The 21,825-nt window shown below is 41.6% G+C and carries 20 protein-coding genes; 12 read left to right on the top strand and 8 right to left on the bottom strand.

Annotated elements, in window-relative coordinates; genetic code table 11:
- Window positions 1-55: 55 nt before the first annotated feature.
- Both VRK28_RS05215 and rimI read left to right on the top strand, forming a co-directional pair.
- On the top strand, window positions 56-358 hold the full coding sequence (locus VRK28_RS05215) for a hypothetical protein (protein WP_062564887.1): 303 nt from the start codon (window positions 56-58) through the stop codon (window positions 356-358).
- A complete protein-coding gene (gene rimI / locus VRK28_RS05210) occupies window positions 345-791 on the top strand; it encodes a ribosomal protein S18-alanine N-acetyltransferase (protein ID WP_054551230.1) in 447 nt (148 codons plus the stop codon). The genes VRK28_RS05215 and rimI overlap by 14 nt, the downstream gene beginning before the upstream one ends.
- On the opposite strand, the gene VRK28_RS05205 is transcribed toward rimI, so the two are convergent.
- On the bottom strand, window positions 788-3,442 hold the full coding sequence (locus tag VRK28_RS05205; RefSeq protein WP_055020975.1) for a hybrid sensor histidine kinase/response regulator: 2,655 nt from the start codon (window positions 3,440-3,442) through the stop codon (window positions 788-790). The genes rimI and VRK28_RS05205 overlap by 4 nt on opposite strands.
- A gap of 251 nt (window positions 3,443-3,693) precedes the next feature.
- Between VRK28_RS05205 and prfC the strand changes: the two genes are divergently transcribed.
- The 4 genes from prfC (at window position 3,694) to VRK28_RS05185 (ending at window position 8,980) form a co-directional block, all read left to right on the top strand.
- Window positions 3,694-5,277: a peptide chain release factor 3 gene (gene prfC / locus VRK28_RS05200; RefSeq protein WP_054551232.1), complete on the top strand. Its 1,584-nt coding sequence runs from the start codon at window positions 3,694-3,696 to the stop codon at window positions 5,275-5,277.
- Window positions 5,278-5,338: 61 nt separating this feature from the next.
- Window positions 5,339-7,081: an arginine--tRNA ligase gene (gene argS / locus VRK28_RS05195; RefSeq protein WP_062564888.1), complete on the top strand. Its 1,743-nt coding sequence runs from the start codon at window positions 5,339-5,341 to the stop codon at window positions 7,079-7,081.
- Window positions 7,082-7,567: 486 nt separating this feature from the next.
- Window positions 7,568-8,206, top strand: a complete 639-nt coding sequence (gene pdxH, locus VRK28_RS05190) for a pyridoxamine 5'-phosphate oxidase (RefSeq protein ID WP_055020972.1) — start codon at window positions 7,568-7,570, stop codon at window positions 8,204-8,206.
- A complete protein-coding gene (locus VRK28_RS05185) occupies window positions 8,207-8,980 on the top strand; it encodes a TatD family hydrolase (protein ID WP_062564889.1) in 774 nt (257 codons plus the stop codon).
- Here VRK28_RS05185 and VRK28_RS05180 read toward each other — a convergent pair.
- Window positions 8,947-9,567, bottom strand: a complete 621-nt coding sequence (locus VRK28_RS05180; RefSeq protein ID WP_054560826.1) for an AhpA/YtjB family protein — start codon at window positions 9,565-9,567, stop codon at window positions 8,947-8,949. The two genes, VRK28_RS05185 and VRK28_RS05180, sit on opposite strands and share 34 nt — an antisense overlap.
- Before the next feature lie 125 nt (window positions 9,568-9,692).
- Between VRK28_RS05180 and serB the strand changes: the two genes are divergently transcribed.
- Window positions 9,693-10,712, top strand: coding sequence for a phosphoserine phosphatase SerB (gene serB / locus VRK28_RS05175; protein WP_269408872.1), 1,020 nt, complete (start codon window positions 9,693-9,695; stop codon window positions 10,710-10,712).
- On the opposite strand, the gene VRK28_RS05170 is transcribed toward serB, so the two are convergent.
- Window positions 10,695-13,175 (bottom strand): PilZ domain-containing protein, encoded by a 2,481-nt coding sequence (locus tag VRK28_RS05170; RefSeq protein WP_332393604.1) that lies wholly within the window; start codon window positions 13,173-13,175, stop codon window positions 10,695-10,697. The genes serB and VRK28_RS05170 overlap by 18 nt on opposite strands.
- 352 nt (window positions 13,176-13,527) lie before the next feature.
- On the opposite strand from VRK28_RS05170, the gene radA reads away from it, so the two are divergent.
- Complete coding sequence (gene radA, locus VRK28_RS05165) at window positions 13,528-14,913, top strand: DNA repair protein RadA (RefSeq protein WP_063528732.1); 1,386 nt, start codon at window positions 13,528-13,530, stop codon at window positions 14,911-14,913.
- A gap of 50 nt (window positions 14,914-14,963) precedes the next feature.
- Complete coding sequence (locus VRK28_RS05160) at window positions 14,964-15,896, top strand: hypothetical protein (RefSeq protein ID WP_062564892.1); 933 nt, start codon at window positions 14,964-14,966, stop codon at window positions 15,894-15,896.
- Between the two features lie 27 nt (window positions 15,897-15,923).
- On the opposite strand, the gene VRK28_RS05155 is transcribed toward VRK28_RS05160, so the two are convergent.
- Window positions 15,924-16,262 (bottom strand): BON domain-containing protein, encoded by a 339-nt coding sequence (locus VRK28_RS05155; RefSeq protein WP_062564893.1) that lies wholly within the window; start codon window positions 16,260-16,262, stop codon window positions 15,924-15,926.
- A gap of 227 nt (window positions 16,263-16,489) precedes the next feature.
- A complete protein-coding gene (srmB, locus tag VRK28_RS05150; RefSeq protein ID WP_063528733.1) occupies window positions 16,490-17,719 on the bottom strand; it encodes an ATP-dependent RNA helicase SrmB in 1,230 nt (409 codons plus the stop codon).
- Between the two features lie 76 nt (window positions 17,720-17,795).
- On the opposite strand from srmB, the gene VRK28_RS05145 reads away from it, so the two are divergent.
- Complete coding sequence (locus tag VRK28_RS05145) at window positions 17,796-18,494, top strand: tRNA1(Val) (adenine(37)-N6)-methyltransferase (RefSeq protein ID WP_130166551.1); 699 nt, start codon at window positions 17,796-17,798, stop codon at window positions 18,492-18,494.
- 3 nt (window positions 18,495-18,497) lie between these two features.
- Here the strand turns inward: VRK28_RS05145 and VRK28_RS05140 are convergent, their stop codons facing one another.
- Together VRK28_RS05140 and VRK28_RS05135 are read right to left on the bottom strand one after the other, a co-directional pair.
- Window positions 18,498-19,181 carry a hypothetical protein gene (locus VRK28_RS05140; RefSeq protein WP_130166552.1) on the bottom strand — a complete coding sequence of 228 codons (684 nt, stop codon included), beginning with the start codon at window positions 19,179-19,181 and terminating at the stop codon, window positions 18,498-18,500.
- A gap of 57 nt (window positions 19,182-19,238) precedes the next feature.
- Window positions 19,239-19,673 carry a hypothetical protein gene (locus tag VRK28_RS05135; protein WP_058585703.1) on the bottom strand — a complete coding sequence of 145 codons (435 nt, stop codon included), beginning with the start codon at window positions 19,671-19,673 and terminating at the stop codon, window positions 19,239-19,241.
- 103 nt (window positions 19,674-19,776) lie between these two features.
- On the opposite strand from VRK28_RS05135, the gene VRK28_RS05130 reads away from it, so the two are divergent.
- Complete coding sequence (locus VRK28_RS05130; protein WP_130166553.1) at window positions 19,777-20,205, top strand: DUF2147 domain-containing protein; 429 nt, start codon at window positions 19,777-19,779, stop codon at window positions 20,203-20,205.
- A gap of 43 nt (window positions 20,206-20,248) precedes the next feature.
- Here VRK28_RS05130 and fldB read toward each other — a convergent pair whose 3' ends face one another.
- Window positions 20,249-20,770 carry a flavodoxin FldB gene (gene fldB / locus VRK28_RS05125; protein WP_054551247.1) on the bottom strand — a complete coding sequence of 174 codons (522 nt, stop codon included), beginning with the start codon at window positions 20,768-20,770 and terminating at the stop codon, window positions 20,249-20,251.
- A 128-nt stretch (window positions 20,771-20,898) separates the two neighbouring features.
- Here fldB and xerD point away from each other — a divergent pair, with 128 nt between their 5' ends.
- Window positions 20,899-21,786, top strand: coding sequence for a site-specific tyrosine recombinase XerD (gene xerD, locus VRK28_RS05120; protein WP_408002930.1), 888 nt, complete (start codon window positions 20,899-20,901; stop codon window positions 21,784-21,786).
- Window positions 21,787-21,825 lie beyond the last annotated feature (39 nt).

Below are 21,825 nucleotides of genomic sequence, written 5' to 3'. Positions count from 1 at the left end.
TACTTTAATCGCAAATCTCCCTATATTACTTGCTCTTAATCATGATTGAGTTGTTATGAATCCAAGTTACGCTGCGATATTCTCTGTACAATCTTTAGAGTTGAATCAACACTATCGAACTGCGCCTGATACTTCTGGCGAACAGATACCAAACACTCAACAAGAAACACTGACGCTTCCGTTACAGTTTCACCAAGACCTCGAAAAAGCATTTGCGCCGTTAGTGATCACTCAAATCGTTAAAACAGCAAGTATTAGCTGGCAAGAGGGCTGCTTAGGCTTACCAAGCGATAAGCTCAATGGCGAACAGAAAAAACAACTTTGGTCTTTAATCGGTGAACAACTTGATAAGCTTTAAACCTGTCGATGCAACCTATATTAGCCAGTTAATGGCTATCGAAAACGCCTGCCATAGTCACCCGTGGACAGAGAAAACCATGCTGTCGTGTTTAGCTGGGCGTTATTTTAACCTGGCCGCTTTTCAAGGTGATGAGATGCTAGGTTTTTATATCGGTGAACAAGCGGGCCCAGATTACACTTTAATGGATATTTGTGTTGCGCCGAAGTATCAAGGGCAGGGCATTGCTAAGCAGTTGTTAAATGCATTTATTGAGCACGGCGAGCAGCACCAAGCTGAAAACCTATTCTTAGAAGTGCGTGAGTCGAATGCTCCTGCTATTGGCCTGTACGAAAGCGCTGGGTTTTCACATATGTCGGTACGCAAGAACTACTATCCAACCGCGACAGGCAACGAAGACGCTATTTTAATGGGTATGAGCTTTAGCCTTTAAGATGCTTCTTCAAGGGCATTGATAAGCGCATCGTAGCATTGCTCCACCTGCTCAGTTTGATTACTGCGTAGCGCATTTTCAAGCTGACCCGCAGTCTTGTGAATAGCTTCAAAACTAAAACACCCCGCACTGCCTTTTAAGCTGTGTGCTAATGAACGTAGCGCTTCCCATTCTTTAGCGCGATACAACTGTACAACTTGGCTTAAATAATCAGGAAGTTTTGAGCGATAGTTGTCGTTAATTTGTTGGAATTTTTCACTTTTTAGTAAGTTTTCCCACTTGTTTTGACTATCTTTTTCAATGTGTAAGTAGCTTACAAGCACTTGCTCTAGAGCATCTTTGTCGATTGGTTTGGCGAGTGCTTCATCACAGCCCGCTTCAATATAGGTATCAACATCAGTTTTCATTACATTGGCCGTAAGCGCAATGATAGGGCCATCATAGGCTGCGTGACGTAGCATTTGCGTTGCTTCTAAGCCGCCCATGACTGGCATCTGCATATCCATGATGATCAGCTGATAATCATTAACTAATGCCATTTCTACTGCTTCAGCACCGTTTTTCGCGATGTCAGGCTCAAGCCCCCAAGTTTGTAACAGCAGTTTGATCAGCAACTGGTTATCTGGGTTATCTTCGGCCACTAGTATATTGGCATCAAAACTGTTTGCTGCAAATGAAAGCTGAACGTCTTTACTTGGCGATAGTTGCTCATAGCTATGAATAAAGGCCTCGTACTTAAGCTGTTCGGCATTTAAGTGAGCAGCAACTTGTACGGTAAAACAACTGCCGTTTCCAGGTTCACTAATCAGTTGTACATCACCACCCAATAACTGGGCTAAGTTCTTCGATATACACAAGCCAAGACCCGTACCACCAAAGCGGCGAGTTGTCGTCGCATCGGCTTGTTCAAACGGTTTAAATACCCGTTCGACTTCGCGCTCAGACATACCGATACCGGTATCTTGAATCGCAAATTGTAAATGCTGTTTTTCGCTGTTGTAGCTAATATCAATCGAGATACTGCCTTTCTCAGTGAACTTAACCGCATTGCTGGCAATATTGATCAAGATTTGTTTTAAACGTGTGGTATCGCTATTAATAGTTTTGGGTATTGGTAGCTTGTAGTTGATATTAAACGCCAGTTGCTTCTCATTAGCTAGTGGGCGAATAATCGAATCAATATCATGAATAAGCTGCACTACATTACATGGCCCGCGCTCAACGGCGAGTTTTTCAGCTTCAATTTTTGATAAATCAAGAATGTTATTGATGAGCTCAAGCAAGTGCTTAGAGTTACGTAAAATGGTGCTTAAATGCTGCTCATCATTCACCGCATCCTTGTTGTGCAGAAGTTGCTCTGTAAAGCCCATAATTGCGGTAAGTGGAGTACGAATTTCATGACTCATATTCGCTAAAAAGCGGCTTTTCAGTTGGTTTGCTTGCTCAGCTTGCGCAATGGCCACTTCTAGCTTGCTATTCATTGCTTCGAGGGCTTTAGTACGGCTCTCTACTTTTTCTTCTAGGTGATGTTTATATTCTTCAAGCTCGTCTTGGTAATGACGAATTTGGTTCACCATGTGATTAAAGTCATTAAAAAGCACACCAACTTCATCGTTTGTATGGGCGGGCAAATAAACAGATAAATCACCATCACCAACCCGGTGACTTGCAGCCCCTAATAATTCGACTGGGGTGAGTAGTAAGTTGCGCACCACAATGTAGATCAAAATAGGCAGTGAAATCACCGAAATAATAACAATTAATGCAGTAATTAAACTGATGGCTTTACCAGACTGATATAGCAAATCTTTGGGAGTGGTAGAGATAAAATAATCACCGTCGGTCATTTGTACCGCGTAGATGATGCGCTCTTCTTTATCGATACTCGACAGCTCAATACTGGCTAGTTTGCCGTAATCGGCCAAACTCTTAATTTGTTCAAGTTCGTATTCACTTAGGTAACTGCCGCGTAGGTCATAGTCTGAGCTAAATAAAATTTGCCCTTTAGTGGTCAAAAACAAATTTAGAGTGTTATTAAATGGCGCTTCTAAAATACTGGCATTTAATATCGACGGTTCAACATGAACAACAATAAACCCAAGTTGCTGCGGCTGTTTTAAGTAGTAATCAATATTATAAATGGGGTGCACAAAGTACAGGCTAGTTGAGCCATCTTCTTTGGAGATCATAAATTGCTGTTGGCGCAAATTTGATTGCAGTACTTGATCAAAAAATGGGTAACTTTTCGGCGCAGGGGTTAATTGGCTTGAATAAAATGCATCGCTTTTACCATCTGGGGCAACATAGTTAATACTTACAATGTCAGGGTAAGCTTCTGAATAACTTGCAAATACATTCATTAACTCGCCAAGGCGTTCAATGTATTGATTTTTTGATTCAGGTTCGCGGGCTAAAAAGTCTGCCAAAACTGGGGAGGTCGAAAGCAACCGGGTAATCGAGTGAAATGAGTCAATGTAATTGAAGATTTTTTGCTGCTGTTGCTCAACAAAGCGACTGACAATCAGCTCAGCTTGTTTTTTTGTTGAATTGGTCACATTGGTTAACGTAAAGCCACCTAAAAACAACAAAGGTAAGATCACTAATGGTGTGATATACCATAATAATCGAATACTGAGCTTACTGGTTTTCATGACCTAAATTGATATCCCTCCGTGCAATTTATCAATAGTATGCGTTACAACTTGATTACACAAGCTTAGCAAAAAAGTGAACAACGAAAATCCTCAACGAAAGGTGAATAATTACTTACAATCGCTGCTTTTTTGGCTAAGACAAACAAGGTATAATGCTCGGCAATTCTATTTTATTTTTACAGTGCGCACCGAGCTTTATAATTTATAAGGCAGTTAAGTGCGCTTTGTTATGACTAAAAGCAGCTTACATGTCTAATTTAACTACCGAAATTAATAAACGACGCACCTTTGCGATCATCTCGCACCCGGATGCGGGTAAAACCACTATTACAGAAAAAGTTCTGTTATTCGGACAAGCGATTCAAAAAGCGGGTACCGTAAAGGGTCGTGGCTCAAACCAGCACGCAAAATCAGACTGGATGGAAATGGAAAAAGAACGTGGTATCTCGGTAACTACGTCTGTTATGCAATTTCCTTACAATGAGCGTCTAGTTAACTTACTTGATACTCCAGGACACGAAGACTTCTCTGAAGATACTTATCGTACACTGACAGCGGTTGACTCATGCCTAATGGTCATCGACGCAGCGAAAGGTGTTGAGGATCGTACTCGTAAATTAATGGAAGTAACACGCTTACGTACCACACCTATCGTAACTTTCATGAATAAGTGTGACCGTGATATTCGTGATCCAATGGAGTTATTAGACGAAGTTGAAACTGAGCTAAACATTGCCTGTGCGCCGGTAACTTGGCCGATTGGTTGTGGTAAAGAGTTTAAAGGTGTGTACCACATCCACCGTGAAGAAACGATTTTGTATAGCACAGGTCAAGGCCACACAATTCAAGAAGTTCGCGTTATTAAAGGTTTAGATAACCCTGAGCTTGATACGGCGATTGGTAGCGAACTTGCTGAGCAGCTTCGTGAAGAGCTAGAGCTTGTCATTGGTGCATCACACGAATTTGATTTAGATCTGTTCTTAGCTGGCGAATTATCACCAGTCTACTTTGGTACAGCACTTGGTAACTTTGGTGTGGACCATGTTCTTGATGGCTTAACTGAGTGGGCTCCTGCGCCATTACCACGTGAAACAGAAGACCGCCAAGTTGCGGCAACTGAAGATAACTTCTCTGGTTTCGTATTTAAAATCCAAGCGAACATGGACCCTAAACACCGTGACCGTATCGCCTTTATGCGTATTGTATCTGGCAAATATAGCCAAGGTATGAAGATGAACCATGTGCGTATTGGTAAGCAAGTCAGTATTTCTGATGCGGTAACCTTCATGGCCGGTGATCGTGAGCGAGCGCAAGATGCTTACGCAGGTGACATCATTGGTTTACACAACCACGGTACAATTCAAATTGGTGATACCTTCACGCAAGGTGAAAAAATGAAGTTTGGTGGTATTCCTAACTTCGCACCAGAATTATTCCGTCGTATTCGCTTAAAAGATCCATTAAAACAAAAGCAATTATTAAAAGGCTTAGTTCAGCTATCTGAAGAAGGTGCTGTGCAAGTATTTAGACCGCTTATCAATAACGACCTTATCGTAGGTGCGGTCGGTGTACTACAGTTTGATGTGGTTGTTGCGCGCTTAAAAGCAGAATACAACGTTGATGCGATTTACGAAGGTGTGAGTGTTAACACTGCACGTTGGGTAAGCTCAGACGATACCAAAAAGCTTGAAGAGTTTAAGCGTAAGTGCGAAAGCAACTTAGCGCTTGATGGCGGCGATAACCTTACTTATATCGCGCCAAGCCGTGTAAACCTAAACTTGTCGATGGAACGTTATCCAGATATCAAGTTTAACCACACGCGCGAAAACTAATACGCTAAGTCTGCTTCAAATTTAAGTGCCCGTACAGCGGGCCATAAAGGTAAAAATTACAATGAATATTCGTACTCTTTTAATCGACAAAGCAATTGCTGCTATGGTTGCAGCAGGGTTACCTGAAGACACTAACCCAGCGGTAACACAAAGCACACGCCCACAGTTTGGTGATTACCAAATCAATGGCGCGATGGGCGCGGCTAAAAAATTAAAATCAAACCCGCGTGAACTTGCACAAAAAATTATCGATAACCTAGACCTTGCTGATATCGCAGAAAAAACTGAAATCGCGGGCCCAGGTTTTATCAACATTCACTTAAAGCCTGAGTTTTTATCAGCTAGCTTAAAAGCGGCAAACGAAGACGAAAAGCTAGCAGTTGCGCCACATGCAACAGCACAAAAAGTAGTTGTTGATTACTCATCACCTAACCTTGCTAAAGAAATGCACGTAGGTCATTTACGTTCAACCATCATTGGTGATGCAGTTGTTCGTGCTCTTGAGTTCCGTGGTGATGAAGTTGTTCGTCAAAACCACATGGGTGACTGGGGTACTCAGTTTGGTATGTTAATCGCGCATTTAGAAGATCAAATCAACCAAGGTGTAGACTTAGAGTCTGTAGCGCTGGCCGATCTTGAAACCTTCTACCGTGATGCGAAAAAACGCTTTGATGATGAAGAAGGGTTTGCCGACAAAGCCCGTAATTACGTTGTTAAATTACAAGGCGGCGACGCACACTGTGAAAAACTTTGGAAGTTATTCATTGCCACTTCTGTAAAGCATTCTGAAGAAGTTTATAAGCGTCTAAACGTAACACTTACGCAAGATGACATCATGGCAGAAAGTGCTTACAACAGTGAACTTGCAAACATCATCGCACTATTAAAAGATAAAGATATTGCTGTTGAGTCTGATGGTGCGCAAGTGGTGTTCTTAGATGAACTTGCTAATAAAGACGGCGAGCCTTCAGTGTTTATCGTACAGAAATCAGGTGGTGGTTTCTTATATGCAACAACTGACTTAGCTGCTTGTGATTACCGTTCAAATAAATTGGGTGCTGATCGCATCTTAATCTTTGTAGATGCACGTCAAAGCTTACACTTCAATCAAGTTGAGCTAACAGCACGTAAAGCAGGTTTATTACGTGATGAAACAAGTTATGAATTCTGCCCATTCGGCACCATGATGGGTGAAGACGGCAAGCCATTCAAAACTCGTACTGGCGGTACCGTTAAACTTGCTGACTTACTTGAAGAGTCTATCACTCGTGCCGCAGCTAAGCTTGCTGAGCGTGAGTCAGATTTAAGCGACGAAGAGCGTAGCGAAATTGCCCGTAAAGTAGGTATTGGCGCAGTAAAATATGCGGATCTTTCTAAGCACCGTACTAGCGATTATATCTTCAACTGGGACACTATGCTGAGCTTTGAAGGTGCGACAGCGCCTTACCTACAATATGCATACACACGTGTTCGCAGTATTTTCCGTAAATCAGGTATCGATGCTGCCTCATTAACAGCAGACGTTGCAATCAACGAGCCACAAGAAAAAGCGCTGGCACTTAAACTTCTTCAGTTAGAAGAAGTACTCGATTTAATGATCAGCGAAGCGACACCGCACGTATTATGTGGATACCTATACGAACTAGCAAGCCTATACATGACGTTCTACGAAGCATGCCCAGTTCTAAAAGAAGGCGTAGAGCCAAGTGTTCGTGACAGCCGTTTAGTACTGTGTAATTTAGTTGCTAAGACACTGAAGTCAGGATTGGATCTTTTAGGTATCGAAGTCATGGAGCAAATGTAATCTGCTTCGTGTAGTTCGCTTTAGCTGCGTTAATGAGTTTATTTAGCCTAAGTCACATACAAAACACGTATGCTCCTTGGCATAAATAAACTCATTGCCTTGCTAGCACTCCTACACTTGCAGAAAGTTTAAGAACTCAAAGGGATAAGTCGGTTTTCCGCCTTGTCTTAGGCTAAACTACTTAGGTGAATTCTGCTTCGTAGGTTGGGCAGATCGTAGCGAAACCCAACATAAATCGAAGGCCCTAGACTCTAGGCGCTAGGGGAGTAGCTTGTAGAACCTAGAACCTAGAACCTAGAACCTAGAACCTAGAACCTAGAACCTAGAGCCTAGCTTCGTAGGTTGGGTAGAGCGCAGCGAAACCCAACAAAATTGACAGCTCAACAACCTTGATTAATCTTTAGCTGATAGCTGATAGCTGATAGCTGATAGCTGATAGCTGATAGCTGATAGCTGATAGCTGATAGTAGCGATAGAGGGAATTTTATGAAACTTGAAGATATTCGCCGTGAATATTTACAGGATGGTTTATCTGAAGATATGCTTGATGCGTCTCCAATCAAGCAGTTTGAAAAATGGCTTGAGCAAGCTGTTGCCACTAATTTGCCTGATCCTACGGCGATGGTCGTCGCAACGGTTGATGAACATGGTCAGCCTTCACAGCGTATTGTGCTGTTAAAGCATCTTGATGAAAATGGCTTTGTGTTTTTTACCAATACCGGCTCGCGCAAAGCGCAGGAGCTTAAAGGTAATAACAAAATTTCTCTGCACTTTCCGTGGCACCACATGGAGCGACAAGTCATAGTCTACGGCGAAGCTAAACCCTTACCAACAACTGCTGTGGCTAAGTACTTTTTATCACGTCCTAAAGAAAGTCAGTTAGCTGCATGGGCATCTCAGCAAAGTCGTCCTGTGTCATCGCGTAAGGTACTAATGGAAACATTTGCGAAAATGAAGCAAAAGTTTTCAGAGGGTGAAATTCCACTGCCTGATTTTTGGGGAGGCTACTGTGTTGAGCCTACTAAAATCGAATTTTGGCAAGGTGGGGCACACCGCTTACACGACCGCTTTATGTATCAACGCCAAGCCGACGGTAGTTGGCAGTTTGGTCGTTTAAATCCGTAAATGCGTTTTATCGATTCCCACTGCCACCTTGATTTTGGCGAATTTGATGAGACTCGCACAGAGCTCATCAAGGCATGCAAGCAAGTAGGGATCGAGCATTTTATTGTGCCGGGTGTGAGCTTGGCACAATCTACAAAACTATTCTCTTTTGCTAAATCAGAGCCAAGTATTTCAGTTGCTTTAGGCTTACATCCTTATTTTTTATCTGACCACCAAACTCATCACCTCGCTGAACTAGAGCAATTAGCGAAAACCCATACTGGGCAGTTTATTGCCATCGGTGAGTGCGGACTTGATCGCAGTATCGACAACCTCGATAAACAAACGCAGCTTTTTGAAGGGCAGATAGAGCTTGCCAACCAACTCGCTTTACCACTGATTGTACATCACAGACAAAGCCATGACTTAATTGCTCGCTCATTTAAGCGCTGCAAGCCAAAGTATGGAGGTGTTATTCATGCCTTTTCAGGTTCAGAGCAACAAGCTCATAGTTATATTAAACAAGGGTTTAAGCTTGGTGTTGGTGGCGTGATTAGTTACCCGCGCGCTGCTAAAACTCGTAAAGTTATAAGTACAATTGAACCCCAGTATTTAGTGCTTGAAACCGACTCGCCATCAATGCCGCTAGCTGGTTTTCAAGGGCAGATTAATACACCACTTAAGGTGCGCGATGTGTTTGCTCATCTATGTGAACTTAAAGGCGTTACAGGCGATACAAAGCAGCAATTGGCTGCTAAACTCTATGATTCTTGCTCTGCACTTTTTTTGATGTAACGGTTGATTTGCCAGTGTTTTAAGCCGCGGCCTAACTGCCAAGTAAAAATACAGGTGATCACTAACATTAATAACACTTGGCGACCTAAATCATGAAAACTACTGTGGCTGGTCGCAATAGAAGCCTGCGTTAAATAGGTAATCGACACAAAACCAATTGGCCTTTCATCATCACTTATCACCGGTTCTACAAATGGAGTTTTAAGTTTGCTGATACCCGGCGTTGAGTCGGGTAATAAACCAAAAGTGTGGTGACTTTGCCAATTATCGCTGGCCGCAATTTGAATACCTTGTTGATCGTAAATCGTTGCCGCTAACACATACTCATCTTCAGCAATATGATTACATAGTGCATTTAACTCTGGTTTGTTTTTTTCTTGCAGCGGGGTTTTTGCATTTAATGCCATAAACTTGGTTAAGCTTATCGCGGTGCTGTCAGCACTATCATAAAGTAATTGGTGGCTTTGAAAGCTACTATTCATGGCAACCCAACTTAACAGCACAAAACAGGCTGCAGCCAAGCTCAAGCGCACAACACGTTGGCGATAAGTGGCTGAAAAGGGAATTTTAAGTTGGTTATTTTTCATAGTCACCGTATACGTTACTGACAGCTTTTAAATTTGATGGTACAACATGATAACTTTAACAGCCCCTTGAGTGCGAGTGCCAAATGCACGACCAAGGACAGACATAAGTCTAATGTGGAGCCACTATGTCACAGCTTAGCTTAGCTGCTACACCTTCAGCAAATTTAGCAGAACAAATCAGCCTAAATTGCTGGTATAAAATTGAAAACAAACACCTTATTACAACAGACTTTACGCCAAAAGCAAATCAAGGCGTGTTCAGTGTTGCCTTTGGTAATGAGCTTAATGCTGAGCAATTACTTGCTATTAGCGATTTTTTAGCAGCGCAAGGGTTTAGCAATTTATCGCTTTGTTGTTATCAGCCAATCTCAGACATGCCAGTAGCGTGGAGCTTTCATAGCGATACAACAACAGCACTAAGCCCTTTGGTATTAGTTGAGTTTGCTAAGCAATTGGGTATTCAATTGGTGCAATTAACTAATCCACCAACAGTGAATGAACCAGGTTTATTGCTGATGGATATGGACTCAACAGCTATTACTATTGAGTGTATCGACGAAATTGCGCGTCTTGCCGATGTGTATGATGAAGTTGCCGCTGTGACCGCGCAAGCAATGGCTGGTCAGCTAGACTTTGCACAAAGCTTAAAGCAGCGTGTCGCAAAACTAGAAGGTATCGATGTAGATTTAATTGACGGCTTAAAAGCGCGTTTACCTCTAATGCTTGGTGTGAGTGAATTATGCCAATACCTAAAAGCGCATAACTGGCATTTAGCGATTGCATCAGGTGGTTTTGTGCCATTTGCTGAGCAAGTACAGTCACTGCTTGATTTAGATGAAGTGCACGCTAATACCCTTGAGTTCAAAGATAATCGTTTAACAGGTAAAGTGATTGGCACTATTGTTGATGCTGAGGAAAAAGCCCGTGTACTTAAACGAATCGAACAAAAGCTGACATTAAACAACCGCCAAACTGTTGCTATGGGTGATGGTGCGAACGATTTGAAAATGATGGCTGCGGCAGGGCTTGGTGTTGCTGTGCATGGTAAACCTAAAGTAGTTGAGCAAGCACAAACTGCAATTAATGAAGGCTCATTACTGCAAGTTGCTTACTTACTCTCTCTACCGTTAGATTACTCGCTTTAACCAAGTCGCTTTGCGTTTACTCATTTCATTGATCAGCCTTCGGTCAATATCAAAATGGGTAAGCGCTTCTTCGGTTATATCAATTAAATCACCCACACCAGCTACTGCCCATAGTGCTTCTTCTAAGTCTTTTGCTTTATGTAATGCGTACTGACTAATATATTTGAGTTCATTCGCTAAGTAATCAATATCAGGGCGACCAGTTCGTGATACATATAAACGAAATACAAAGACTAAATCGTTTTTCAGCGCTTTTTTCACAAACAAAGTTTGTGGTTTGTAATCATCTTCACTAATACAGCGGCTGGTAATTGCATCGCTTATTTCGGCTTGGCGCGGATCAAAGCGAACAAATAGGGTAAATGGCAGAGGTGGATCTTGGCGACTACGGTCTTTGATCAACGGGGTGATCACTTCTGTAATTTGATCCGTTGATAAGAATCCGTCGATGCTGGTTGTTTCGTTCAATAACGCAAAATTTTGTAGTAGTACATGAAGTGGGCTTGGATATAAGCCTTGGCCAATAGCGCCAGCTTTAAAGTGGGCAGCTTCTTTATGTAAATAAAACGGGAATTGGCATACGCTTTTGGTCACCATATTTCTGAGTGCAGTTGATAGCCCCGGAATTTTAGGGGTTTCTTCACAAACACGTAATTTGTCTTTGTTGTTATCGATTAAGACAGTGAAAAACTTAATCGCCATATGCGGTAAGTCACCAACTTTATGCACTTTTAAATTTACCGTTGTTAGTGATTTACTTATAGCCATTACTTCATAAGCCAGATTTGTTAAATCGTGCTTTTTGGTAATTTTTTGCAAATCAGGCAAGTTTAGTTTGATGATATCGCCTTTTTTGAACTCAACCGGTTGGTCGCATTCAACTTGCAAGCCCATCACAGACAAATCACGAGTATGGCCTGTAATTGTTTGCTCATGATGTTCAATGCTGATAGCTGTTTTGTATAAATAGCGTTTATGAGCACGAAGGTTCACATACTCAAGCGCCACAGGCTCTAAATGAGGAGGCGTTTTATGCTTACTGTGACCAAACTGTTTAAGTTGGTTTACCGCATCTTTATTATAATCAAGCTGTTGGTATGTTTGTTGTTCAAACTTAGTACCCACCGAGGTCAAAATCAGTAGATATTTAACATCTTTAATCAACCCCTGCACCCGTGGTGTCGGTGGCTTATTTAGTTTTTCGATGTTTTTACCAGCACTGCTTGGTAGCGACAGCGGAATATACGAATCTTCCGGATGGCTTGGCATCAACTGAAGCTTAAAGCATTGCCAACTGTCTTTTTGGCTACCAAAGCCGAAAAATAAATCTCTCAGTTGTGGTTGGCTATCAAGCTCAGTTCGTGTAGCTGAGTAGTAATAAATTTTGCCAGCAACGGTATGAGTGAAGGTGTACAGGTATTCTTCTTTTACCGCATCTGGTGAACTGAGCAAGTGACCTAAACGTTGTTGATTGATAATGCTATATAAGCATGACAACTTACGCTCATCACAAAAATAGCGCTGAATAAAAATGTTATTTTCTGTGGTTAACGCAAGGCTAGGATATAGTTTGTCGCCTTGTAAGCTCAAAAAAGTATAAAGCGAGGTAACACGTGGAATGTAGTATTGCTCGTAGCCTTTCGATACAACCGCATCTAAGGTATTGTCTAGATTCACTTTATAGCGACGTTTATTACCGTGAATAAAGCTTTCTAAGAACTCATCAAACTTATCATTATTTTCAATAAAGGTGCGCTTTAAGCGTACATGGTTGTATTCACGGGATACTTTTTCTACCGCAACCACTTCGTATTGAATTCCGTTTTTTAAGCCCAGTTCAAAATCTTGCTCTAGGCCAACTAAGCGCAGACCAATTAATTGGCCTTTTTTAACTTTATACCGTGGTGCTAACTTGATTTTTGCACCACTTAAAGAGATATCAGAGGTGGAAGCTGCAACCTTATTGTCTTTATCTAGTTCAACGGTGATTTTAATTGAGTAGTTCATCCGCTCTTCGCGGCGACTTTCATAGGATGCAAACTTAATGACCTTGGCAGATTGTTCTGTGGCTGTACTATCGTCCGTTAACGCTTGTTCTGCGGCTTTTTTTTGCATTACGCGGTGATTGTTTTCGGTATTCATTACCGCTTCGTAAACGGCAAGGGTGTAACCACCGTGGCGCTTTATAGCATCTTCAAACACTTCAATGGCTGTATCGTCCATAAAGTGTTGCTTACCATCATATTCGTAGGGTTTGACTTGGCCGGTTACCTGGCCACGTAAATCAATAAAGCGTGCTACAGGCTGAGATAAGCGCGACATTTCCATTTTGATCAGAAACTGCTCTGGCTTTGTTAAGCTAGCTGTTTTTGATTTAAACAGTTTGTCGAACTGGGGAGTGCCTAAATGTGCCTTTAGTTCTTCAACTAGGCTTTCATATTTAAGCAGTATGTCTTCAGCCATTTATAAAACCATCACCGTCTATTTAAAAAAGTAGGTATACTAGCGGGCTATTGAAAGCCAAGCAGTGTAACTAGTTTTTTTTTTTATTAGTTATTGTTATATGTATTCGCCAATTAAATGGCAAGCACTGTAAAGTTTTATTTGTAAGCAAAAACTGTGCCCTTAACCATTTCTTAATTAAGCACTTAGCATGATTAAGCGTTTTTCATGGGGCAAGTTACAGCATATTATCTTTTGTGACTACAAAAGTGACTCTAGATTAATCACCTGAGTCATATGTTTTACTTTAGCTATTATATGCTTGAAAATACAGAAATAGTCACAAAACAGCGACCAAAATAGGTAAGGCCGAATGGCAAAATCAGCAAAAATCGAATTTGTCTGCACTGAGTGCGGCATGAACTATCAACGCTGGCAAGGTCAGTGTAAGTGTGGAGCGTGGAATACGCTGGCAGAATTTAAGCCTTCAGCGGGGCAATCGAAGCAAGCGGCAAGCCGTGCGGCAGTGGCAGGCTATGCCGGTATCGCTAGCGGTGGCTCAAAGAAAATCAATGAAGTTGCGACCACTGAGGCCGAAAAACGCCTTACAGAAATAGGTGAGCTAGACAGAGTATTGAGCGGTGGCGTAACCACAGGCTCTGTTAACATTATTTCTGGCGACCCTGGTGCCGGTAAAACCACCTTGCTGTCAGATTTAGTTGCACGTATGTCAAAGCTAATGCCTTCTTTATACTGCACAGCCGAAGAGTCTCTATCGCAGTTCAAAAACCGTGTGAATCGCTTACGTTTAGATTACAACGAAGATGAGCTTTACTTGCTGTCTGAAACCAGTGTTGAAGCCATCATTGAAGAGCTTGATAAAAACAAAATTAAGTTCGCGGTGATTGACTCAATTCAGGCCGTGGTAACAGAAACGGCAAATGGTAGCCCTGGTTCACCCTCACAGGTAAAAAGTGCAGCTCAGGCACTAACACAATACTGTAAGCAAAATGATGTAACTATGTTCATCATTGCTCATGTAAACAAAAATAACGAAATTGCTGGGCCGCAAACACTTGTACACATAGTCGATGCTTTATTACATATCGATACTAACGATGGGCAAATCAGAACCTTACGCGCTAATAAAAACCGTTTTGGCGATATCGATACCGTGGGTATTTTCAGAATGTGCGAGCGCGGAATGTTGAGCGTTGATAACCCAAGCGAAATCTTTTTATCTGGTTCTAGTACCGAGTCTCCGGGCTCTGCTATCACTTGTATCCGTAAAGGTAACCGTAACTTACTACTCGAAATACAATGTTTAACCACAGAAACCGAAGCCGAATTCCCGCAGCGGGTGTGTGTTGGCTTGAATATGAATCGTATCAAGATGCTAACAGGTATTTTACGTAAGCACACAAAAACAAAAATCTTCCACGATACTTTTTTCAACATTGTTGGTGGTTTAAAAATCGATGAGTCAGAGACTTGTATCGATTTAGCATTGGTAGCAGCACTTTTAAGCAGCTTGAACGAATTTGTTGTACCGCGTACCACCTGTATTATGGGTGAGCTAAGTTTAAATGGTGATGTAAGACCAATCGACAGCGGCGTACCTCGAGTTAAAGAAGCTGCGCAACACGGTTTTACTGAGATCTTTATTCCATATCGTAATTACCATAAATCAATGGAAGGCCTTGGTGCTAAGATCACCCCAGTAAAAACCGTGCATGAGCTATTGTCGTTAATAAACTAAATACAATTTGATACACTGATAAAAAATTTACACCAATTAAAGGAAATAAAATGAAGAAGTTAATTATTGCAGCGGTTGTTGCTGCGGCTGTCGGTGGCGTAGCTTACGCAAATTACGCAGCTACACAGGAAGTGAAAAAGGTGGTTGATAAGCAAATTAGTGCATTATCAATCCAAAGCGGTGTAGAAATTAAATACAGCGATATCTCAGCCAGTATTTTTGATAGCAGCATGCAGTTATCTGAGATCACGGTTTCAAATAGTTTAAGCAATGAGCCTGTCGCAACAATCGATAGCATTGATGTGTCGGGTTACGAAGTAGATGCAGTGCCGCCTCATACTGGTTTTGTTATGAAGAACTTTCGTTTTAGCGATGAATTTTTAGCGCAGCTGCCAGAAAACTCTAATAACAAGCTAGCATCAACAAGCTATAACGTTGACTCATCGCTTGATTATAATAAAGATTCAGGCGACAGCGACTTTGCTCTTAAAGTCACTGCAAATGAGGTGGCTGACGTTAACTTTAATCTTGGTTTAGCTAAAACCACAGCGCTGATGGAAGCATCACTTGCTGTGAGCCAGATGCAAAATGAAGCAGCTGATGGTCAGCTTACTTTAGAACAGCAGTTACAACAGCAATCGAAGATGATGGCAGCCCTCACTCAGTTAGAGCCACGTAGCATCAATATGTCGATTGCTGATGAAGGTGAGCTTAAAGCGGTCGTTGATAGCTTCTTAACTGCGCAAGGTATGACCCATGAGCAATTTAAGCAAGTCGTTGCGATGCAATTACAGCAAGTGCCAGTGAGCGAAGAACTTGCAACAGCGATTAGCAACTTTGTGAATGGTTTATCGTCTTTCTCAGTATCAGCTAAATTACCTGAAGGTAAAACTATGATGGAGATTAATCAGCAAATTCAAATGCTGATGGGTCAACCTGAAGAGCTTGCGAAATTCATCAACTTACAAGCAAGTGGCGAATAATCTCAAGCCTCTTCTGTAAACCTAACCTTAAAGTGACGAGTGATTTAACTTACTCACTTTAAGGTTGTTTTTTATCTGCATCACACCTTGGCTGTGCTCTAAAAACTTCTGTGCTAAAGCACGTTGAAAGCCTGTTTCTGCAATACCTTTTAGTTCAACAGTTTCACCTTCAACAATCACTTGTAAGTTTTCAATGTGAAAGTTAGGGTTACGAGTTAACTTCTGCAATGCCATTTGCTGTAAGCGCGGTTGCGCAGATGTGCTTGTTGTTAGCACACTAGTATTGGCGCTCACAGTCGTTGCGCAAGCAAGTAAAAACATACAACTCAATAAAGTAAGTACTACGGTTAATTTAAAGCGGCTCATACAATTCCCTCGTTAATCTAGTCTGCTGTGAACTATTGCTGAACCTGTTACAATTATTATTCCAATATTTAAGTTGTTGAATTTTATTGGTTTGTTTTTGTTGGTGTGATGTATGGGCAATAAAGTGTGAACTAATTACACAGTTAATAAGTAAAAAGGGTATGGCACAAAAATGCCGAGACAAGCTCGGCATTTTTACAGTAATGATGTTAAAGTTAAAACTAAAACTACTTCTTCTTCGTTTTAGCTTTGGCTTTTTTCTTTGCCTTCATTTTTACAGGATCTTTTTTCTTTTTAGATGGGATCTTCGCTTCTTTGTGCTGTGGCTCAAGCCCTTTAATTACTCGGCGTTTCAATTTTTGCTCAATGTAGCGCTCCACCTTACCAACAATTGCCACGTCATGAGCTTCAATAAATGAAATCGCAATGCCTTTTTTACCTGCACGACCAGTACGTCCAATACGGTGGACGTATACGTCTGCGGTACGTGGCATATCAAAGTTGATAACATGGCTGATATCAGCAACATCAATACCACGAGCAGCAACATCCGTTGCAACTAAGATATTGTTGCGACCAGAGTGAAAGTTCTCCATCGCTTTCATGCGCTTGTCTTGTGGCATTTCACCGCGTAACCAAGCTACACGAAGGCCCTCGTTGTTTAACTCACCAACTAATGTTTCTAGGCGCTCACGGGTTTTAACAAACACAATTGCTTTATGAATGTCGTCACCATTTAACGTTTCAACCAACATTTTTAGCTTGTGGTCGTAGTCATCAGCAAGGTGAACCCATTGATGGATTTTGCCTTTCTCTTTGCGTGAAGATTCGGCTTCAAGCAGTGCAGGGTCGTTTAAGATACGTTCTGCAAATAACTCAACGCTGTCACCTTCAAGGGTCGCTGAGAATAAGAAACATTGGCGGCGGTTACGTGCTTCATCACAAATGCGTAGCATTTCTTTACGAAAGCCCATGTCTAGCATGCGGTCAGCTTCATCAAGAATAAGCATTTCAACGTTTTCAGCATGGAAGTTCTCTGTTTCAAGGTACTCCATTAAACGCCCAGGTGTGGCAATGAGAATGTCGTTATTGCTTTCGAAAATTTCTCTGTGTGTCCCGTAGTTTATACCACCTGTTACAACCCCAATTTTAAGATGAGTTTGTGCTGCGAGTAATTCACATTGCTCATGAATTTGATAAGCAAGCTCACGGGTTGGTGTCATGATCAATACGCGCGCAAAGCCAGGATCGCGACGTGGGAAATCAAGCAAGTATTGAATTGCAGGGATCAAAAACGCGGCTGTTTTACCCGTACCAGTAGGGGCAGATGCCAAAATATCACGACCTTGAAGTGCTTCAGGGATCGCCTGTTGTTGAATACTGGTAGGCGTATCAAAACCCATTTTATTAATGGCATTTAACAGCTTGTTATCGATATCAAATTCAGAAAATTGCATAGAGTGACATAAATAGAGGACAATTGAGCCTAATTATACGCGTTAACGCGGCTGTGGTGAATGAAAAGGTGAAAAAATGTCAGGCTTTGTGTTTAAACAATTTACGGTAACGCAAACACGCACGGCGATGAAAGTATCGACCGATGGTATTTTGTTAGGGGCGTGGGCTGATTTAAGTGGTGCTAAGGGCATTTTAGACATTGGCACAGGCACAGGGTTGTTGGCGTTAATGGCAAAACAAAGAGCGCCTGAAGCAAAAGTAAGTGCCATCGAAATTGACGCGGGTGCCTGTAATGATGCTCGAGATAACTTTGCGGCTAGCCCTTGGCCAGAAATAAACCTTTTCGAAGGAGCTGTACAGTCGTTCAACGCAGCAGAGCCTTTTGATGCGATCATCACCAATCCACCGTATTTTAATGCGAGCCTAAAAGGTGAAAATGATGCTCGAAATACTGCCCGTCATACTGACGGCCTTAGCTTCAGCGAATTGATAGAAGCGTGTACTAGGATTAGCCACGGCAAAACGCTTTTGAATGTGATTTTGCCTTGCGTAGAGGCAAAACAATTCATTGCGGTAGCTGAGCAGGCAGGCTGGTACTTAAATCGCCATTGCTTGGTACGTACAACCGAGAAAAAACAACCAAGTCGTAGCCTGTTGTTACTCAGCCAAAACAACGGCGAATGTGATACATCATCGTTAACCATACATGCAGCTGATGGCAGCTATAGCCAAGATTATAAAGAGCTCTGTAAAGCTTTTTACCTAAAGATGTAATCGTTATTCAGCAATGCTCGCTTCAAGGCCATCTTCACTTAAAAGTAAAGTGTATGACTGCCCATATGATGCGTTGCAGATTGAGACTGGTTCATAAACTCGCTTATCTTCATCATTGAGCTTTGATACTTTTAAATCATCAGCGCAGTCATCAATGTGGTACCAGTAACTTAATTGATTTTGATATAAATTGACGATTTGATTTTCGATTTTTAAGCGAAGGTTTTCAGTTGCGAGAATACGTATAGCAAAAAAGTCATCTTTATCATCATTAGCTTTTTTGACGAGTGTTAAACGAAGCTTTTCTTCATTTTGCCAAGCCACAAAATGATAAGGTTGATTTTGCTCTACCTGATACATCTGTGTGGCTGAGTTAGTTATGTCGCTGTGATCGACTACATAAAATGAAATACGACTACGTTCATTGTGAGCATGTGTTACATCAATGGGAAGTGATTGCGATGCAAGCGTATCAATATAGTATTGAGAGTCTTTAACTTCTTGAGCATCACCAAACAGGTCAGTGTTTGCCATGTAATAGTCCACTTCTAAATCAGTGGTATTTACGAGTGTGTAATTGTTCTCATACATTTCATCGCCAAAGTTATGAGTTTCTTCAACTTCTAATTCATCACAACCAGTTAGCAAAATACTTGCGGCAATCATTATAGGTAGCGCACTTTTCATTGTTATTCCTTTTACAAATGAAGGAGCTGATTAGCATACTTATAAGTTATTGTACCTTTATTGGTTGTTAAATTGTACCGGTGGCTGTAATTGCATTACTTCATCAAGCTGAATTTGTTGCACATATTCAAGCTCTAATAGGGCGTCTAACACGGCTTTACTGTGCGACTTTTCTATTTCGGCACTGCAAAAGTCAATAATGCTAAAGCGGCGTTTTATCAGCAGGCCGTTGATGTCAGGTAAAGGATGTGTGGTTTCAATTAGCACGCGGGTTGTAGGGCAGGGATCGGCATAGCCTGAACGTAATAACTTTTTTAAATTAAACAAGTTATCATCAAGCCGACCCAGTTCAATGGCGGCTTTAGCGCTATCAGGAATAAATAATGGCTCAGCAAAGCGATTTATTTTTATTTCGCCCGTGGCGTTAATTGTAGCTACCTGATTACTGTCGTAACTGACAATATCACCGGTAATTAATGTGAATTGACTCATTGTGTTCCCTCGCAATGCTGTGTCGATTTCGGAGCTTAGAAAATGGTGTGTTTGGTTAAGCCCTGATATAGTGCCAAAGTCTTAAGTTTTATACGAGTTTTTTATGTTCCGTTTATCAATTGTTTTATCTGCCTTATTATTTTCTCAGTTGAGTTTTGCTGCATTGACGCCAGTGGGTCTTTGGAAAACTATTGACGAAGAAACGAATGAAGCGAAATCTTTAGTACGTATTAGTGAGCAAGATGGTGTATTGGTTGGTAGTGTTGAAAAAATCCTTAACCCAGCCAAGCAAGACGCAATCTGCGAAGAGTGTAAAGGTGATAAGAAAAATCAGCCAATTTTAGGGTTACAAATTATAGAAGGTGCTAAAGATGCCGGTGATGGTAGCTGGCAAGAGGGGGAAATTCTAGACCCAAACAATGGTAAAACCTATACCCTTAAACTAACACCACAAGAACAAGGTAAGGTACTTGAAGTACGCGGTTATATTGCATTTTTCTATCGTAATCAATACTGGCAACGCGTTGAATAATCATTAAAAAAGCCAAGCAATGCTTGGCTTTTTTATCCATGACTTACAAGCTTTCGCTGTACTCAGTCATGACTTGTTCAACCCAGCTTGCGATACGCTCATCGCTGAGCTCGTATTGACTGTCCTCATCAAGGGCTAAGCCAACAAATTGTTTGCCATCTTCAGTGAGTGCTTTTGAAGCCTCAAATTCATAACTTGCATCGTTAGGCCATTTGCCTAACAAGGTAATGCTTTGATCACAAATTTCATCGTGTAACATGCCAAGTGCGTCTTGGAACCACTGACCATAACCTTGTTGATCGCCCATACCAAACAGAGCCACGGTTTTGCCGTTTAGGTTAACATCTTTAATGTCGTCCCAGATTGATTCCCAATCTTCTTGCAACTCACCAAAATCCCAAGTTGAAATGCCGAAGATCACGAAATCAAATTGCTCTGCATTTTTTAATGGCTCATCTTTGATATTGTGAAGGCTCACTATATCGTGACCAATAATATCGCGAATTTTCTCTGCCGCTATTTCTGTGTAGCAGGTTGTAGAACCATAAAATAAACCAATCTGCATCGTATTTATCACTATGTATTTGCCTGATATGATAGGCGTAAGTTTACCGTAAGGTATAATCAATTGATACCTTGATAAGGATGAGAGTACGCGTGGCTGATAATAATTCACAAGCCCAAAAAGGTGTAATAACAGCAAATAACGCCGAACATTTAGAGTTATTTTTAGATACGCTGTATCTTGAGCAAGGAGTCAGCGAAAATACACTCGCCGCTTATCGCAGCGACCTTGAAAAGTTTTGCCAATTTTTAAAAGATAAAGACCTACTAGCTGTTCGCTCTGATGATATTGAAGCGTATTTAGCATACCGTGTTGATTTAGGGCTAAAGTCGCGCAGCACTGCACGAAGCATCAGTGCCCTTAAGCGTTTTTATCAGTATTTTGTGCGCGAAAAAGCCATTGCCGATTCGCCGATGGTCAATATTGCTCAGCCAAAAGCTGGGCAGTCATTACCAAAAACGCTGTCAGAAGCCGAAGTCGAAGCTCTGCTTGCAGCCCCAGACATAGAAGATCCTATGGGACTTCGCGATAAAGCCATGCTTGAGCTGTTATATGCTACTGGGCTTCGTGTTACTGAGCTGGTGGGACTCAGAATGGAGCAAATTAATCTGCGCCAAGCGGTGGTCTTTGTAAAAGGTAAGGGTAATAAAGAGCGTTTAGTTCCCCTAGGCGAAGAAGCAATGTACTGGCTTGAGCAGTTTTTAAAAGTGGGTCGTTCGCAAATGATTAAACATGCCACTGACTTTGTGTTCCCATCAAAGCGCGGGATTGGCATGACACGACAAACTTTTTGGCATCGCATCAAACACTATGCTATTTTGGCATCAGTTGAATCGCCGTTATCACCGCATACGCTCAGACACGCGTTTGCAACGCATTTGCTTAATCATGGGGCGGACCTTAGAGTCGTGCAAATGATGTTAGGTCACAGTGACTTATCAACAACACAAATTTATACCCATGTAGCGAATGAAAGATTGAAGTCGGTACACGAGCAACATCATCCACGTGCTTAGTGCAAGATTTTTAAAGATGTACCGGTCTATATAAAAAAT

The organism is Pseudoalteromonas sp. P80D2 (assembly GCF_036680945.1).
Taxonomy (GTDB): domain Bacteria; phylum Pseudomonadota; class Gammaproteobacteria; order Enterobacterales; family Alteromonadaceae; genus Pseudoalteromonas; species Pseudoalteromonas shioyasakiensis.
Note: the sequence above shows the minus strand (reverse complement) of the source record. Positions and strands in the feature narration are given on the sequence as shown.

Coding starts and splice junctions, on each gene's coding strand:
- VRK28_RS05160 (WP_062564892.1), top strand. CDS start 14,964: ATGAAGAAGTTAATTATTGCAGCGGTTGTTGCTGCGGCTGTCGGTGGC.
- VRK28_RS05145 (WP_130166551.1), top strand. CDS start 17,796: ATGTCAGGCTTTGTGTTTAAACAATTTACGGTAACGCAAACACGCACG.
- VRK28_RS05185 (WP_062564889.1), top strand. CDS start 8,207: ATGCGTTTTATCGATTCCCACTGCCACCTTGATTTTGGCGAATTTGAT.
- VRK28_RS05130 (WP_130166553.1), top strand. CDS start 19,777: ATGTTCCGTTTATCAATTGTTTTATCTGCCTTATTATTTTCTCAGTTG.
- VRK28_RS05170 (WP_332393604.1), bottom strand. CDS start 13,175: ATGGCTGAAGACATACTGCTTAAATATGAAAGCCTAGTTGAAGAACTA.
- VRK28_RS05205 (WP_055020975.1), bottom strand. CDS start 3,442: ATGAAAACCAGTAAGCTCAGTATTCGATTATTATGGTATATCACACCA.
- pdxH (WP_055020972.1), top strand. CDS start 7,568: ATGAAACTTGAAGATATTCGCCGTGAATATTTACAGGATGGTTTATCT.
- srmB (WP_063528733.1), bottom strand. CDS start 17,719: ATGCAATTTTCTGAATTTGATATCGATAACAAGCTGTTAAATGCCATT.
- VRK28_RS05215 (WP_062564887.1), top strand. CDS start 56: ATGAATCCAAGTTACGCTGCGATATTCTCTGTACAATCTTTAGAGTTG.
- VRK28_RS05135 (WP_058585703.1), bottom strand. CDS start 19,673: ATGAGTCAATTCACATTAATTACCGGTGATATTGTCAGTTACGACAGT.
- prfC (WP_054551232.1), top strand. CDS start 3,694: ATGTCTAATTTAACTACCGAAATTAATAAACGACGCACCTTTGCGATC.
- serB (WP_269408872.1), top strand. CDS start 9,693: ATGTCACAGCTTAGCTTAGCTGCTACACCTTCAGCAAATTTAGCAGAA.
- VRK28_RS05155 (WP_062564893.1), bottom strand. CDS start 16,262: ATGAGCCGCTTTAAATTAACCGTAGTACTTACTTTATTGAGTTGTATG.
- VRK28_RS05140 (WP_130166552.1), bottom strand. CDS start 19,181: ATGAAAAGTGCGCTACCTATAATGATTGCCGCAAGTATTTTGCTAACT.
- radA (WP_063528732.1), top strand. CDS start 13,528: ATGGCAAAATCAGCAAAAATCGAATTTGTCTGCACTGAGTGCGGCATG.
- VRK28_RS05180 (WP_054560826.1), bottom strand. CDS start 9,567: ATGAAAAATAACCAACTTAAAATTCCCTTTTCAGCCACTTATCGCCAA.
- argS (WP_062564888.1), top strand. CDS start 5,339: ATGAATATTCGTACTCTTTTAATCGACAAAGCAATTGCTGCTATGGTT.
- fldB (WP_054551247.1), bottom strand. CDS start 20,770: ATGCAGATTGGTTTATTTTATGGTTCTACAACCTGCTACACAGAAATA.